Source organism: Bacillus sp. AP50 (genome assembly GCF_040492675.1).
GTDB classification, from domain to species: domain Bacteria; phylum Bacillota; class Bacilli; order Bacillales; family Bacillaceae_G; genus Bacillus_A; species Bacillus_A cereus.
Map to the genome: position 1 here is coordinate 1 of NZ_JBEUTW010000027.1, position 15228 is coordinate 15228.

The window sequence follows — 15228 nt, forward strand, 5'->3', positions numbered from 1 at the left end:
GGACGTCGCCAAGCAACTAAACACGAGTCAAATGACTCGTGTTTTTTCGTGTTTTCTTTTATAATCCATAGTAATTAAAAAAATGTGCTTAAATAATTACTATTTTGATTAAATGCAGGGGAATGTGGCTAGGATAGTGAATAAGCAAAAGAGTTGCAAATTTTATTAATACGTATATAATTAAAGTCAAAGATAGTCAAAGTCAATAAAGGTGGCGGATAAATGAGAAATATATCTGATATCATTGAGCAATATCTAAAGCAAGTTATTGACTTAAGTAATAATAATGTGATTGAAATCAAAAGAAATGAGATTGCGGATCGATTCGAGTGCGTACCATCTCAAATCAATTATGTAATCAATACCCGTTTTACATTAGAAAGAGGATTTATAGTAGAAAGTAAACGTGGTGGAGGAGGTTACATTCGCATTATAAAAGTCAAACTGCATGATGATATAGACATTATTGATCAAATGCTTCATATGATTGATCATAGCGTTGCACAAGGGAATGCAGAGAGTATGATTATACGTTTATTAGAAGAGGGAATCATAACAGGCCGTGAAGCAAAACTAATGTTAAGTGTACTAGATCGTTCTGTATTATCAATGGATATTCCTTCTCGAGATGAACTTAGGGCTCGAATATTATGCGCAATGTTAAGAACACTGAAATATAAATAAATACAGCTTTTGTAAAAGAATGATAATTAAGATAGGGCAGTTAAATATTGTAGAAGTTTTGAAAAAGAGCATGTACTTTTATCTAAATGGATTAAGGAAAGAGGACAATCTAGTAATGTATGAAAAGTATCATGAGGTAGATCGTTCCTGTTGTAAAGGTGGGGATATTGATGACTTGTCAAAACTGTAATATAAGACCAGCAACTTTACATTATACAAAAGTAATCAACGAGAAGAAGGCGGAAGTTCATCTTTGTGAGCAATGTGCAGAGCAAAGTGGCTATACGTCTTTCTTTCAATCATCACAGTCTAACTTTTCATTTCATGATGTATTTGCTGGTTTATTACACGGTGAATCAACAATGTTTGGAGAAGGAAAAAACGGGTTTTCAAATACAAATACAATAAGATGTCCAGGTTGTAAGATGACATACGAACATTTTACAAAGGTGGGACGCCTTGGTTGTGCTTCTTGTTACGATACATTTAAAGGACACTTAAACCCATTGTTAAAACGACTTCATGGTGGACATACAGAACATTGTGGAAAAATTCCGGAACGAATGGAAGGAAATATCCACTTAAAGAAAGAATTAGATGAACTAAAACTTATTCTGAAACAATATGTACAGAATGAGGAGTTTGAGAAAGCTGCTGAGGTAAGAGATGAAATTCGAGGGCTTGAAACTCAGCTTAGTGAGCATAGAGAGGGGGAGTAGTTCTATGTCACTGGACAAAATTATGAATGAAGCGATTAGTCCATGGATGAAGGGGGATGGCCCTGATTCTGATATTGTTTTAAGTAGTCGAATTCGTTTGGCTCGTAATTTTAAGCAATATCAATTTTCTACTATGCAAAACGAAGAGGAAGCTCAAAAGGTTCAAGAATTATTTAAAAAGAAATTTATAAATAAAGCGGTAGAGCCCTTTGGGAAGTTTGGACTATTAAAAATGAATGAATTAACGCCTCTTCAAAGGAGAGTTTTAGTCGAAAAGCATTTAATTAGTCCAAATCTAGCAGGGACTGAATATGGAGCATGTCTGTTATCAGAAAGCGAACACATTAGTGTGATGCTTAATGAGGAAGACCACATTAGGATTCAGTGCCTATTTCCAGGACTACAGTTATCAAAGGCGCTTCAAAGCGCCAATCAAATAGATAATTGGATTGAGAAAGAGGTTGAATATGCTTTTGATGAATCACTTGGATATATTACGAGTTGTCCTACTAACGTTGGTACAGGATTAAGAGCTTCTGTAATGATTCATTTACCAGGGCTGGTTTTAACAAAAAGAATTAGCCGTATTATACAAGTAATTCAAAAATTAGGTTTAGTAGTAAGAGGAATATACGGTGAAGGTAGCGAAGCGTTAGGTAATATATTTCAAGTATCAAATCAAATGACGCTAGGGAAATCCGAAGAAGATATTATTGCAGATTTAAAGAGTGTCATGCAGCAAATTATACAACAAGAAAAATTGGCCAGAGAATTAATTGTACAAAATTCGAGTATTGAGCTTGAAGATAAGGTTTATCGTTCTTACGGTATACTAGCAAATAGTCGTTTAATTCAATCTGCAGAAGCGGCAACTTGCTTATCGGATGTACGACTTGGTATTGATCTAGGATATATAAAAGGTATATCGAGAAATATTTTGACTGAGCTAATGGTTCTTACGCAACCTGGTATTTTACAACAATACGCAGGAGGACCTTTAGGACCAGAAGAAAGAGATTATCGAAGAGCAACCTTAATCCGTGAGCGATTACGTATTGAAAAAAACTAAGCGCAAGTAGGAGGCGATTTCTATGATGTTTGGAAGATTTACAGAAAGAGCACAGAAAGTATTAGCTTTATCTCAAGAGGAAGCAATTCGCATTGGGCATAATAACATTGGAACAGAACATATTTTACTTGGGCTTGTACGCGAAGGTGAAGGAATTGCAGCAAAAGCGTTAATTGCTCTTGGATTGAGCCCGGAGAAAGTGCAAAAAGAGGTAGAAGCGTTAATTGGACGTGGAACAGAAGCTTCTCAAACTGTACATTATACACCTCGTGCTAAAAAAGTTATTGAATTGTCTATGGATGAAGCGCGTAAGCTAGGACATTCTTACGTTGGAACAGAACATATTTTACTTGGCTTAATCCGTGAAGGTGAAGGTGTAGCGGCACGTGTTTTAAATAATTTAGGCGTAAGCCTCAACAAAGCAAGACAACAAGTGTTACAACTTCTTGGAAGTAACGAAGCAAGTTCAGGTCACCAAGGTGGTTCATCGACAAATGCAAATACACCGACACTAGACAGTTTAGCGCGCGACTTAACAGTTGTTGCACGTGAGAATCGTTTGGATCCTGTTATTGGACGTAGTAAAGAAATTCAACGTGTAATTGAAGTGTTAAGCCGTAGAACAAAAAACAATCCAGTGTTAATTGGAGAGCCTGGTGTAGGTAAAACAGCAATTGCTGAAGGGTTAGCACAGCAAATCGTAAATAATGAAGTTCCTGAAACGTTAAGAGATAAGCGTGTTATGACACTGGATATGGGAACAGTGGTAGCTGGGACGAAATATCGTGGTGAGTTTGAAGATCGTTTAAAGAAAGTAATGGATGAAATACGTCAAGCAGGGAATATTATTCTATTTATTGATGAACTTCATACATTAATCGGTGCAGGTGGAGCAGAAGGTGCAATCGATGCATCAAATATTTTAAAACCATCTTTAGCACGCGGAGAATTACAATGTATTGGTGCGACAACTTTAGATGAGTATCGTAAATATATTGAAAAGGATGCAGCTTTAGAGAGACGTTTCCAGCCAATTCATGTTGATGAGCCGAGTCTAGAAGAATCAACTCAAATCTTGAAAGGTTTACGCGATCGTTATGAGGCCCATCACCGTGTGTCTATTACAGATGATGCAATTGATGCAGCTGTGAAACTTTCAGATCGTTATATTACAGATCGTTTCTTACCAGATAAAGCAATTGATTTAATTGATGAAGCTGCTTCAAAGGTTCGCTTACGTTCTTATACAACACCACCAAACTTAAAAGAGCTTGAAGTGAAGCTTGAGGAAATTCGAAAAGAAAAAGATGCGGCTGTACAAAGTCAAGAGTTTGAAAAGGCTGCTTCCTTACGTGATATGGAACAACGCTTACGTGAGAAATTGGAAGATACAAAGCGTCAGTGGAAAGAACAACAAGGAAAAGAAAATTCAGAGGTTACGGTAGAAGATATTGCAAATGTCGTTTCTACATGGACACGTATCCCTGTTTCTAAACTTGCACAAACAGAGACTGATAAATTATTAAACTTAGAATCCATTCTTCATGATCGTGTCATCGGCCAGGATGAAGCGGTAGTGGCTGTAGCGAAAGCTGTTCGTCGTGCAAGAGCAGGACTGAAAGATCCGAAACGTCCAATTGGTTCATTTATTTTCTTAGGACCAACAGGTGTAGGTAAAACAGAATTAGCAAGAGCGTTGGCAGAATCTATGTTCGGTGATGAGGATGCAATGATTCGCATTGATATGTCTGAGTATATGGAGAAACATTCAACTTCTCGCTTAGTTGGTTCTCCTCCAGGATATGTTGGGTATGAAGAAGGCGGACAATTAACAGAGAAGGTTCGTCGTAAGCCGTATTCAGTTGTCCTATTAGATGAAGTAGAGAAGGCGCATCCTGATGTATTTAATATTTTACTACAGGTATTGGAAGATGGTCGTTTAACTGATTCTAAAGGACGTACAGTTGACTTCCGTAATACGATTGTTATTATGACGTCTAACGTTGGTGCTGAGGCGTTAAAACGTAACAAACATCTTGGATTTAACGTACAAGATGAAAGCCGTGATTATTCGGATATGAAAGGTAAAGTAATGGATGAGCTGAAAAAGGCATTTCGTCCAGAATTCTTAAACCGTATTGATGAAATTATCGTATTCCATATGCTTGAGAAAAAACATATTCAAGAAATTGTGACTCTTATGGTAAATCAGTTAGTGAATCGCTTAAAAGAACAAGAAATTGAATTGCAATTAACAGAAGGGGCGATTGCAGCTATTGCTGATAAAGGGTTTGATCGTGAATATGGTGCTCGTCCACTACGTAGAGCAATTCAGAAGCATGTAGAAGATAGACTATCGGAAGAACTTTTAAAAGGTGCTATTGAGAAAGGACAAAAAGTTATCTTTGATGTAGAAGGGGAAACATTTGTCATTCATAGTGCTGAAAAGGTAAAATAAGTATAGACAAACTAAGAGGGCTACGAGATAGCCCTCTTTCTTGTACGAGAAGGTCAAATGTTTATAGATGAAAGCGAAGTGAAATATAAAAAGATATGGCTAAAAAGAAAACAAAATTCACATGTCAAGAGTGTGGTTATCAATCACCAAAATATATGGGTAAATGTCCAGGGTGTGGTCAATGGAATTCGCTTGTTGAAGAGATGGAACCCGTTGTATCATCCAGACGCCTAAATTATGCAAATGCAATTCAAACAGAAGTAACAAAACCAAGACGTCTTACAGAAGTAGAAACAAAGTCTGAGGCACGTATTGAAACAAAATTTCAGGAGTTTAACCGTGTACTAGGTGGCGGAATTGTAGATGGATCTTTAGTACTTATTGGTGGGGACCCTGGGATTGGAAAATCAACGTTATTATTACAGATTTCCTCGCAATTAGCAGATGCTTCATATGATGTATTGTATATATCAGGTGAGGAGTCAGCAAAGCAGATTAAACTTCGTGCAGATCGTTTACATGTAAATGGTAGTAATCTATTTGTTGTATCAGAGACAGATTTACAGCGTATTGCAGCACATATTGAAGAGATGAATCCTGCTTTTGTTGTTATTGATTCTATTCAAACGATACATTTACCTGAAGTGACATCAGCTCCTGGTAGTGTGGCGCAAGTACGTGAATGTACAGCAGAATTAATGAAACTTGCAAAAACAAAGGGAATCCCAATTTTCATCGTAGGGCATGTGACAAAAGAAGGTGCAATTGCGGGACCGCGTATGCTAGAACATATGGTCGATGCAGTTCTTTACTTTGAAGGAGATCGACACCATACATATCGTATTTTACGAGCTGTAAAGAATCGTTTTGGTTCTACGAATGAAATGGGTATCTTTGAAATGAAAGAACTTGGCCTTGCAGAAGTCTTAAATCCTTCTGAAATTTTCCTTGAGGAAAGACCAGTTGGAGTTGCAGGTTCAACAGTAGTTGCCTCAATGGAAGGAACAAGACCAGTTTTAGTAGAAATACAGGCATTAATTTCCCCTACTAGTTTTGGAAATCCTCGAAGAATGGCGACAGGAATTGATCATAATCGTGTCTCGCTTATTATGGCGGTACTAGAGAAAAGAACAGGTTTACTATTACAAAATCAAGATGCGTATTTAAAAGTAGCTGGTGGTTTGAAATTAGATGAACCGGCAATTGATTTAGCTGTTGCCTTAAGTATAGCTTCAAGTTTTAGAGATAAATCTACGGCACCAACTGATGCGGTAATAGGAGAAGTTGGATTAACTGGAGAAATAAGAAGAGTATCAAGAATCGAACAACGTGTACAAGAAGCAGCTAAATTAGGATTTCAACGTGCTATCATTCCTAGAAAAAATTTAGGGGGGTGGACAATTCCAGAGGGGATTGAGGTTGTAGGTGTTTCTAATTTAGGAGAAGCGCTTCGTTTGACATTAGGAGGCTAGGCTATGGAAGAAAATAAGCAACGTGTCAAAAGTATAATTAATATTTTACAGCTCGTGGCCCCGGGAACACCACTGCGCGAAGGGATAGATAATGTACTTCGTGCACAAACAGGGGGACTAATTGTTCTTGGGTATAATGAGCAGATTAAAAGCATTGTTGATGGTGGTTTTCATATTAATTGCGCATTCTCTCCTGCTAGTTTATATGAATTAGCAAAAATGGATGGAGCACTTATTTTAAATGAAACTGGAAGTAAAATTTTAATTGCAAACGCACAGTTAGTTCCGGATTCATCTATTGATTCTATTGAAACAGGTATGCGTCACCGAACAGCAGAGCGTGTAGCAAAGCAGACGGGCAGCCTTGTTGTGGCCATTTCACAAAGACGTAATGTAATTACGCTATATCAAGGGAACTTACGTTATACATTAAAAGATATAGGTGTCATTTTAACAAAAGCAAATCAAGCAATTCAAACGCTAGAAAAATATAAGGCTGTATGGAATGACGGCATTACGAATTTGGGTATTCTAGAATTTGAAGAGGTCGTTACAATGTCCGAGGTGGTTCACGTTTTACATAGTGTTGAAATGGTGCTGCGTATAAAAAATGAAATATTGAGCTATATTCATGAGTTAGGAACAGAAGGTAGGTTAATTCGTTTACAGCTTACAGAATTACTAGCTGATTTAGAGGCAGAGGCAGCATTGTTAATTAAAGATTATCACCAGGAGAAAACACAAGACCATCATCAAATCTTGAAAAAGTTACAAGATCTTGCAAATACACAACTTTTAGAGGATAGTGATTTAGTTAAATTACTTGGCTATCCAGGACAAACAAGCTTAGAAGAAAGTGTGACACCTAGAGGGTACCGAATCACAAGCAAGATTTCTCGTGTTCCGCCACTTATTATCGAGAATTTAATTAATCGATTTAAAACATTGCAAGGTGTTTGCCGAGCAACTATTAATGAATTGGATGATGTGGAAGGAATTGGAGAAGTGAGAGCGAAGAAAATACGAGAAGGTCTAAAAAGAATTCAAGAGCATCTCTATATGAGTAGACACAATTAAGAATATTACATTGATTCTATAATATAACGACACTAGAACATTTTTGGTATATGATATGATATATTGGTAAATAAAACTATTTACAAAAAAACACGTCCGCTTTTGCATTCGGCGTTTTGATTAGCGAAACAATGGTTAATAATGAGTAGGAGGTGGTTGGATGTTAAAACGGATTGTACAGCTCTTCTTTTTAGTGATCGGGGGAGCGTTAGGGATTTACTTAATCCCAAAAATTATTAATGTATTAGATATCGGTGCGGTTCCTTTGTTGGAAGGATCGTATGTTCGTGCAATTATTGGTGCAATTATTTTATTTTTAACAACATTTTGGCTTGTAGATTATATTGTTCAACTTATTAAGCATATTGAAGAGGCTCTTGTAAAGGCGCCTGTAGCAGATGTTTTATTTGGTACATTAGGATTAATCTCTGGTCTTATTGTTGCATATTTAATTTTGATACCAATTCGTGAATTTACAATTCCAGTTATTAGTACGGTGTTGCAAGTGTTCTTCACCCTTTTACTTGGATATTTAGGATTCCAAGTAGGATTTAAAAAGAGGAATGAATTGCTAGGATTATTTACATTACCCCAACGCGGAGGTAAGAAGAAAAACAATAGTGAGAATGAAGAGGTAGAGGTCGAAGCAGAAAAATCTACGACTCATTGGAAAATTCTCGATACGAGTGTAATTATTGACGGACGTATTGCAGATATTTGCCAAACAAAGTTTTTAGAAGGAACAATTGTCATTCCGCAATTCGTATTAGAAGAGCTTCAGCATATTGCCGATTCTTCAGATGCTTTAAAGCGTAATCGTGGCCGCAGAGGGCTAGACATTTTAAATCGTATTCAAAAGGAGATGCCAATTCCGGTAGAAATTTATGAAGGCGATTTCGATGATATCCAAGAAGTAGATAGCAAGCTTGTAAAGTTGGCAAAAATCACTGGTGGAACTGTAGTAACAAACGATTTCAATTTAAACAAAGTTTCTGAATTACAAGGGGTTACGGTGTTAAACATTAATGATTTAGCTAATGCGATTAAACCAGTCGTACTCCCTGGTGAAGAATTAAGTGTTTATGTTGTGAAAGATGGTAAAGAACAAAATCAAGGTGTTGCATACTTAGATGATGGTACGATGATTGTAGTAGAAGATGGTAGAGAGTATGTGGGTTCACAACTTGACGTACTTGTTACTAGCGTATTACAAACATCGGCTGGTCGTATGATTTTTGCAAAACGTAAATTGCTAGAAAAAGCATTATAAGTAGAGGATTATTAATATGTATACATTAATTATTCCGGCAGCGGGCCAAGGAAAACGAATGGGTGCTGGTAAAAATAAGTTATTTTTACTTATAGATGAAGTACCAATTATTGTGCACACATTGCGTGCTTTTGAAAAAGATAAAGCGTGCAAAAGTATTATTATGGCAATTAACGAAGAAGAACGCCCGTATTTTGAAGAGTTAATGCAGAAGTACCAGATTGAAAAGCACGTACAATTTATTCAGGGTGGAGCCGAAAGACAAGATAGCGTATATAACGCACTTCAGTATGCGAGTGGTGTCGAATATGTTCTTGTGCATGACGGGGCGCGCCCGTTCGTAACGAATAAAGTGATTCGCGATGTATTAATTGCAGCAGAAAAATATGGAGCTTCCATTTGTGCAGTGCCAGTAAAAGATACTGTTAAGAAAGTAGAGCAGGGTGTTGTTGTAGAAACGGTAGAGCGATCTCAACTTAACGCTGTACAAACACCACAAGGATTCTCTGTTTCTCTTTTGCTAGAAGCTCATAGAAGCGCAAAGCAAAGTTGTTTTCTTGGCACAGATGATGCAAGTCTCGTAGAACGTGTTGGGAAGCAAGTAGGTGTAGTAGAGGGGAGTTACTATAATATTAAAGTGACGACTCCGGAAGATCTATTAATTGCTGAAAGTTTCCTACGTGTTCAGAAGAAATAATGTTGATGATGTGTTAATAAAGAAAAGCTCGGCAACAGCCGGGCTTTTCTTTATAAGGATAGCGATATAATATAGAGTCATAAAGCTCAGTAGTTTAGCTTAAGGAGGAAGTAAGGATGTTTCGAATTGGACAAGGTTTTGATGTACATGAATTTGCGGAAGGGCGCCCGTTGATTATCGGTGGAATTACAATTCCACACGAGAAAGGATTAATCGGTCATTCAGATGCAGATGTATTGTTACATACGATTGCTGATGCATGTTTAGGTGCGATTGCAGCAGGAGATATCGGAAAGCACTTTCCTGATACAGACCCAGCTTTTAAAGATGCAGATTCAGCTGTATTGTTACAAAAAGTTTGGGAATTTGTGCGTGAACAAGGTTACGAGTTAGGAAATTTAGATTGTACAATTATTGCTCAACAACCAAAAATGGCACCACATATTGAGAGCATGCGTAAGCGCATTAGTGAACTGTTAGAAACGTCTATCGATAACATTAATGTAAAGGCAACAACAACAGAAAAATTAGGATTTACAGGTAGAGAAGAAGGGATTGCTTCTCAAGCGGTTGTTTTATTACAGAAAAAATGATGGTTTTTAATTCGTAAGATGGATAATCACATTTTTTTGGTGTACAATTATAGAATGTGTTGACATTAAGGATGGAAGGTGTACCAATTATGGAAAAGCAAGTGAGAGTACGCTACGCGCCAAGTCCAACAGGACACTTACATATCGGAAATGCGCGTACGGCATTATTTAATTATTTATTTGCTCGTCATTTAGATGGCAAATTTATTATTCGTATTGAAGATACTGATGTAAAACGTAACGTGGCTGGTGGAGAAGAAAGCCAATTAAAATACTTGAAATGGCTCGGTATGGACTGGGATGAAGGTGTTGATGTTGGTGGTGAATTTGGACCATATCGCCAAACAGAGCGTTTAGATATTTATAAAAAATTATATGAAGATTTATTAGAGCGTGGTCTAGCTTATAAATGTTATATGACAGAAGAAGAGCTAGAAGCAGAGCGTGAAGGACAAATCGCTCGCGGTGAAACACCTCGTTACGCAGGTAACCACCGTGAATTAACTGAAGAACAAGTGAAAGAATTTGAAGCTGAGGGACGTATTCCAAGTATTCGTTTCCGTGTACCAGCTGATCGTGACTACACATTCAAAGATATTGTAAAAGATGAAGTTGCGTTCCATTCAAATGATTTCGGTGATTTTGTTATTGTGAAAAAAGATGGAATTCCAACTTATAACTTTGCAGTAGCAGTAGATGATCATCTAATGGAAATTACACATGTACTTCGTGGTGATGATCATATTTCAAATACACCGAAACAAATGATGATTTATGAAGCTTTCGGCTGGGATATTCCACAATTCGGTCATATGACTCTAATTGTTAATGAAAGTCGTAAAAAGTTAAGTAAGCGTGATGAATCTATTATTCAATTTATTGAGCAATATAAAGAGCTTGGGTATCTTCCAGAAGCAATCTTTAACTTTATTGCACTACTAGGTTGGTCTCCGGTAGGAGAAGAAGAAATCTTCTCTAAAGATGAGTTTATCAAAATGTTCGATGCAGCTCGTTTATCAAAATCACCTGCATTATTTGATTCTCAAAAACTAAAATGGATGAACAACCAGTATATGAAAAAGCAAGATTTAGATACGGTTGTAGAGTTAAGCTTACCGCATTTAGTGAAAGCTGGACGTGTGGGAGAAACTTTAAGCGAACAAGACCAAGCTTGGATTCGTGATGTAATTGCTTTATACCATGAACAAATGAGTTTTGGAGCTGAAATTGTAGAGCTTTCTGAAATGTTCTTTAAAGATCATGTTGATTATGAAGAAGAAGGACAAGAAGTATTAAATGGTGAACAAGTACCTGAAGTACTTCGTGCATTTGCTGGTCAAATAGAAGCTCTAGAAGCAATGGAGCCAGCAGCAATTAAGGCAGCGATTAAAGCAGTTCAAAAGGAAACAGGACATAAAGGTAAAAATTTATTTATGCCAATCCGTGTTGCAACTACAGGACAAACGCATGGTCCAGAGCTTCCGAATGCTATTGCACTTCTTGGAAAAGAAAAAGTTTTAAATCGTCTTCAAAAAGTAATTGGTTAACATTTTCTAGGTTTAGAAATATAATAAGTATACCTAAAACCTAATAAGGAAAAGCGACGAGAAGGAGAAGTAGAAAATCAGGCTTTTTACAGAGAGAACCACCTTTAGGCTGGGAGTGGTTTATAAGCGGATTTTTGAAATGCCCCTTCGAGTCTTCTGCTGAACAGCGAATTGCTTCGTGGGATGTCTTAGGCCGCAAAGTAAGCAGAAGCGGTGTACACCGTTATCATGGATGAGTTTGAGGCTTTTTTAAGCCTAAACAGAGTGGAACCGCGCTTAAAAGGCGTCTCTGTCAATATGACAGAGACGCCTTTTTTTTTATACCGTGTAAATAGGTATGAATATAGAATTTATCTCCTTATATAAAGAATTAGGGGAGAAGTGATGAGTTAGGGGAGTTAGTTCGTTCGACAAAAAAGCAGCCCATAAAGGGGAGGGAACACCGATGTTTAAGAGGCTTCGGGAAGATATTGAAGTCGTTTTTGAACAGGATCCAGCGGCAAGAGGTTATTTCGAAGTCATTTTAACTTACTCTGGATTACATGCAGTTTGGGCCCATCGAATTGCACATGCTTTTTATAAAAGAAATTTTTTCTTTCTTGCACGTTTTGTTTCACAAGTGAGCCGCTTTTTTACTGGCATTGAGATCCATCCAGGAGCAACTATTGGTCGACGCTTTTTTATAGATCATGGAATGGGAGTTGTAATTGGAGAAACTTGTGAAATTGGTGATAATGTAACGATTTATCAAGGGGTTACATTAGGTGGTACAGGAAAAGAAAAAGGGAAGAGGCACCCAACAATTCAGGATAATGTATTAATTGCGACGGGTGCTAAAGTTCTTGGGTCTATTACTGTGGGAGAGAATTCTAAAATCGGAGCAGGGTCTGTCGTATTAAAAGAAGTTCCTGCACATTCTACAGTTGTAGGTATACCTGGCCGTGTCGTTATTCAAAATGGAGTAAAGATTGGTCAAGAATTAAATCACTCTGACCTTCCAGATCCGATTTTTGATAAATTAAAGGCTATGGAAGTAGAACTTGATAAATTGAAGAAACAATTGGAATTAAAGGTAGAAAGGAAGGATAAAAATGACTATTCACATTTATAATACGTTAACACGTCAAAAAGAAGAGTTTGTTCCATTAGAAGAAAATAAGGTAAAGATGTATGTATGCGGACCTACAGTTTATAACTACATTCATATTGGGAATGCAAGACCTCCTATGGTATTCGATACAGTGCGTCGTTATTTAGAATACAAAGGATACGATGTGCAGTATGTATCTAACTTTACGGACGTAGATGATAAATTAATTAAAGCGGCAAATGAATTAGGTGAAGATGTACCAACGATTGCTGATCGTTTTGTTGAAGCGTACTTTGAAGATGTAACAGCACTAGGTTGCAAACACGCAACAGTTCATCCTCGTGTAACAGAAAATATGGATATCATTATTGAATTTATTCAAGAACTTGTGAATAAAGGGTATGCATATGAATCAGAGGGTGATGTGTACTTTAAGACGAAGGAATTCGAAGGTTACGGTAAATTATCACATCAACCAATCGCAGATTTACGTCACGGTGCTCGTATTGAGGTAGGGGAAAAGAAACAAGACCCTCTTGATTTTGCTTTATGGAAAGCTGCGAAAGAAGGAGAAATCTTCTGGGAAAGCCCTTGGGGGCAAGGACGTCCAGGATGGCATATTGAATGCTCAGCAATGGCGCGTAAGTACTTAGGGGATACAATTGACATTCATGCTGGTGGGCAAGACTTGGCGTTCCCGCATCATGAAAATGAAATTGCGCAGTCAGAGGCATTGACTGGAAAAACGTTTGCACGTTACTGGATGCATAATGGATATATTAATATTAACAATGAGAAGATGTCTAAATCGCTGGGTAACTTTATTTTAGTTCACGATATTATTAAGCAATACGACCCGCAGTTAATTAGATTCTTTATGTTATCAGTACACTATCGTCACCCGATTAACTTTAGTGAAGAGTTATTACAAAGTACGAATAATGGGCTGGAAAGAATTAAAACAGCTTATGGAAACTTAAAGCATCGTATGGAGAGTAGTACGGATTTAACGGACCATAATGAGAAATGGTTAGCTGAAATAGAGAAATTCCAGACTGCATTTGAAGAGGCAATGAATGATGACTTTAACACTGCAAATGCAATTACCGAATTATACAACGTAGCAAATCATGCAAATCAATATTTACTTGAAGAGCATACATCTAAAGTTGTGATTGAAGCATACGTAAAACAACTGGAAACGTTATTTGATATTTTAGGATTAGAATTATCAAAAGAAGAATTACTGGATGAAGAAATTGAAGAGCTTATCCAAAAGCGCATTGAAGCTCGTAAAAATCGCGATTTCGCATTGTCTGATCAAATTCGTGACGATTTAAAAGAACGTAATATTATTTTAGAAGATACCGCTCAAGGTACAAGATGGAAAAGAGGATAAGGATGATTGATGCAAAGCAATTAAACAGCTTGGCGTTAGCGTATATGGGTGATGCGGTATATGAACAATATATCCGCTATCACCTCCTTCAAAAAGGAAAAGTTCGCCCTAATCAATTACATCGCTTAGGGACGAGCTTTGTTTCAGCAAAAGCACAGGCGAAAGTTGTTTATCATTTATTAGAGACGGCATTTTTGACAGAGGAAGAAGAGGCGGTATTAAGAAGAGGGCGTAATGCAAATTCAGGTACAGTTCCGAAAAATACGGATGTACAAACATATCGACATAGTACAGCCTTTGAAGCACTAATTGGTTATCATCATTTATTAAATAATCGTGAAAGATTAGACGAAATTGTATATAAGGCAATTGCAGTTTTAGAAGAAAAGGAAGGGGGCACATCATCATGACTAGTGAATATATTATCGGACGTAACCCTGTAATTGAAGCGTTAAGATCAGGGAGAGATATTAATAAAATTTGGATCGCAGAAGGTGCTGCCAAAGGACAAGTACAAATTGTACTAGCGTTAGCGAAAGAAAATAAGATTATTTTACAACATGCACCAAAGAAAAAGTTAGATCAATTAGTTGAGGGTAATCATCAAGGTGTAATTGCTCAAGTAGCTGCATATCAGTATGCAGAGTTAGAAGATTTATTCAAAGTGGCAGAAAAACGTAATGAAGATCCGTTCTTCTTGATTTTAGATGAGATTGAAGATCCGCATAACCTAGGTTCTATTATGCGTACTGCTGATGCAACAGGAGCTCATGGAATTATTATTCCGAAGAGAAGAGCTGTGGGACTTACCGCATCAGTTGCGAAAGCATCAACAGGAGCGATTGAATACATTCCTGTTGCGCGCGTAACAAACTTATCTCGTACAATTGATGAATTAAAAGAGCGTGGACTTTGGATTGCTGGTACAGATGCCAAAGGGAAAACGGATTACCGTAATTTAGATGGTACAATGCCGATTGGATTAGTAATTGGTAGTGAAGGAAAAGGTATGAGTCGTATTATTGGTGAAAAGTGTGATTTCTTAATCACTCTACCGATGGTTGGTAAAGTTACATCCTTAAATGCTTCAGTAGCCGCAAGTTTGTTAATGTATGAGGTATATCGTAAACGTCACGAAATTGGTAAATAAAAA

14 protein-coding genes and 1 other annotated feature are annotated in these 15228 nt (G+C 37.2%); all 14 genes read left to right on the top strand.

Going from position 1 to position 15228, the window contains the following annotated elements; genetic code table 11:
* Positions 1 to 222 precede the first annotated feature (222 nt).
* The 14 genes from ctsR to rlmB all read left to right on the top strand — a co-directional run bounded on the left by ctsR (position 223) and on the right by rlmB (position 15225).
* Positions 223 to 684 carry a transcriptional regulator CtsR gene (gene ctsR, locus ABWK52_RS03755; protein ID WP_001244558.1) on the top strand — a complete coding sequence of 154 codons (462 nt, stop codon included), beginning with the start codon at positions 223 to 225 and terminating at the stop codon, positions 682 to 684.
* Between the two features lie 170 nt (positions 685 to 854).
* On the top strand, positions 855 to 1403 hold the full coding sequence (locus ABWK52_RS03760) for a UvrB/UvrC motif-containing protein (RefSeq protein ID WP_000128398.1): 549 nt from the start codon (positions 855 to 857) through the stop codon (positions 1401 to 1403).
* 4 nt (positions 1404 to 1407) lie between these two features.
* Positions 1408 to 2472 (top strand): protein arginine kinase, encoded by a 1065-nt coding sequence (locus tag ABWK52_RS03765; RefSeq protein ID WP_000050842.1) that lies wholly within the window; start codon positions 1408 to 1410, stop codon positions 2470 to 2472.
* Positions 2473 to 2494: 22 nt separating this feature from the next.
* Positions 2495 to 4930, top strand: coding sequence for an ATP-dependent protease ATP-binding subunit ClpC (gene clpC, locus ABWK52_RS03770; RefSeq protein ID WP_000971184.1), 2436 nt, complete (start codon positions 2495 to 2497; stop codon positions 4928 to 4930).
* 95 nt (positions 4931 to 5025) lie between these two features.
* Positions 5026 to 6402 (top strand): DNA repair protein RadA, encoded by a 1377-nt coding sequence (gene radA / locus ABWK52_RS03775; protein ID WP_001085202.1) that lies wholly within the window; start codon positions 5026 to 5028, stop codon positions 6400 to 6402.
* A gap of 3 nt (positions 6403 to 6405) precedes the next feature.
* A complete protein-coding gene (gene disA / locus ABWK52_RS03780; RefSeq protein WP_000392158.1) occupies positions 6406 to 7479 on the top strand; it encodes a DNA integrity scanning diadenylate cyclase DisA in 1074 nt (357 codons plus the stop codon).
* Between the two features lie 160 nt (positions 7480 to 7639).
* On the top strand, positions 7640 to 8749 hold the full coding sequence (locus ABWK52_RS03785; RefSeq protein ID WP_000919677.1) for a PIN/TRAM domain-containing protein: 1110 nt from the start codon (positions 7640 to 7642) through the stop codon (positions 8747 to 8749).
* Positions 8750 to 8765: 16 nt separating this feature from the next.
* On the top strand, positions 8766 to 9446 hold the full coding sequence (gene ispD / locus ABWK52_RS03790; RefSeq protein WP_000288282.1) for a 2-C-methyl-D-erythritol 4-phosphate cytidylyltransferase: 681 nt from the start codon (positions 8766 to 8768) through the stop codon (positions 9444 to 9446).
* A gap of 116 nt (positions 9447 to 9562) precedes the next feature.
* Positions 9563 to 10039, top strand: coding sequence for a 2-C-methyl-D-erythritol 2,4-cyclodiphosphate synthase (ispF, locus tag ABWK52_RS03795; protein ID WP_000488391.1), 477 nt, complete (start codon positions 9563 to 9565; stop codon positions 10037 to 10039).
* Between the two features lie 89 nt (positions 10040 to 10128).
* Entirely contained in the window at positions 10129 to 11586 is a 1458-nt protein-coding gene (gene gltX / locus ABWK52_RS03800) for a glutamate--tRNA ligase (protein WP_000415143.1), read from the top strand.
* A gap of 47 nt (positions 11587 to 11633) precedes the next feature.
* Positions 11634 to 11880: a binding site (T-box leader), on the top strand.
* Positions 11881 to 12031: 151 nt separating this feature from the next.
* On the top strand, positions 12032 to 12697 hold the full coding sequence (gene cysE / locus ABWK52_RS03805) for a serine O-acetyltransferase (RefSeq protein ID WP_000476497.1): 666 nt from the start codon (positions 12032 to 12034) through the stop codon (positions 12695 to 12697).
* Positions 12678 to 14075 (top strand): cysteine--tRNA ligase, encoded by a 1398-nt coding sequence (gene cysS, locus ABWK52_RS03810; protein WP_000152276.1) that lies wholly within the window; start codon positions 12678 to 12680, stop codon positions 14073 to 14075. The genes cysE and cysS overlap by 20 nt, the downstream gene beginning before the upstream one ends.
* A 2-nt stretch (positions 14076 to 14077) precedes the next feature.
* The gene (locus ABWK52_RS03815) at positions 14078 to 14485 is read left to right on the top strand and encodes a Mini-ribonuclease 3 (RefSeq protein WP_000564261.1); all 408 of its coding nucleotides are present in this window, start codon (positions 14078 to 14080) and stop codon (positions 14483 to 14485) included.
* Positions 14482 to 15225 carry a 23S rRNA (guanosine(2251)-2'-O)-methyltransferase RlmB gene (gene rlmB / locus ABWK52_RS03820; protein WP_000200237.1) on the top strand — a complete coding sequence of 248 codons (744 nt, stop codon included), beginning with the start codon at positions 14482 to 14484 and terminating at the stop codon, positions 15223 to 15225. Before ABWK52_RS03815 ends, rlmB begins: the two co-directional genes overlap by 4 nt.
* Positions 15226 to 15228: the final 3 nt, after the last annotated feature.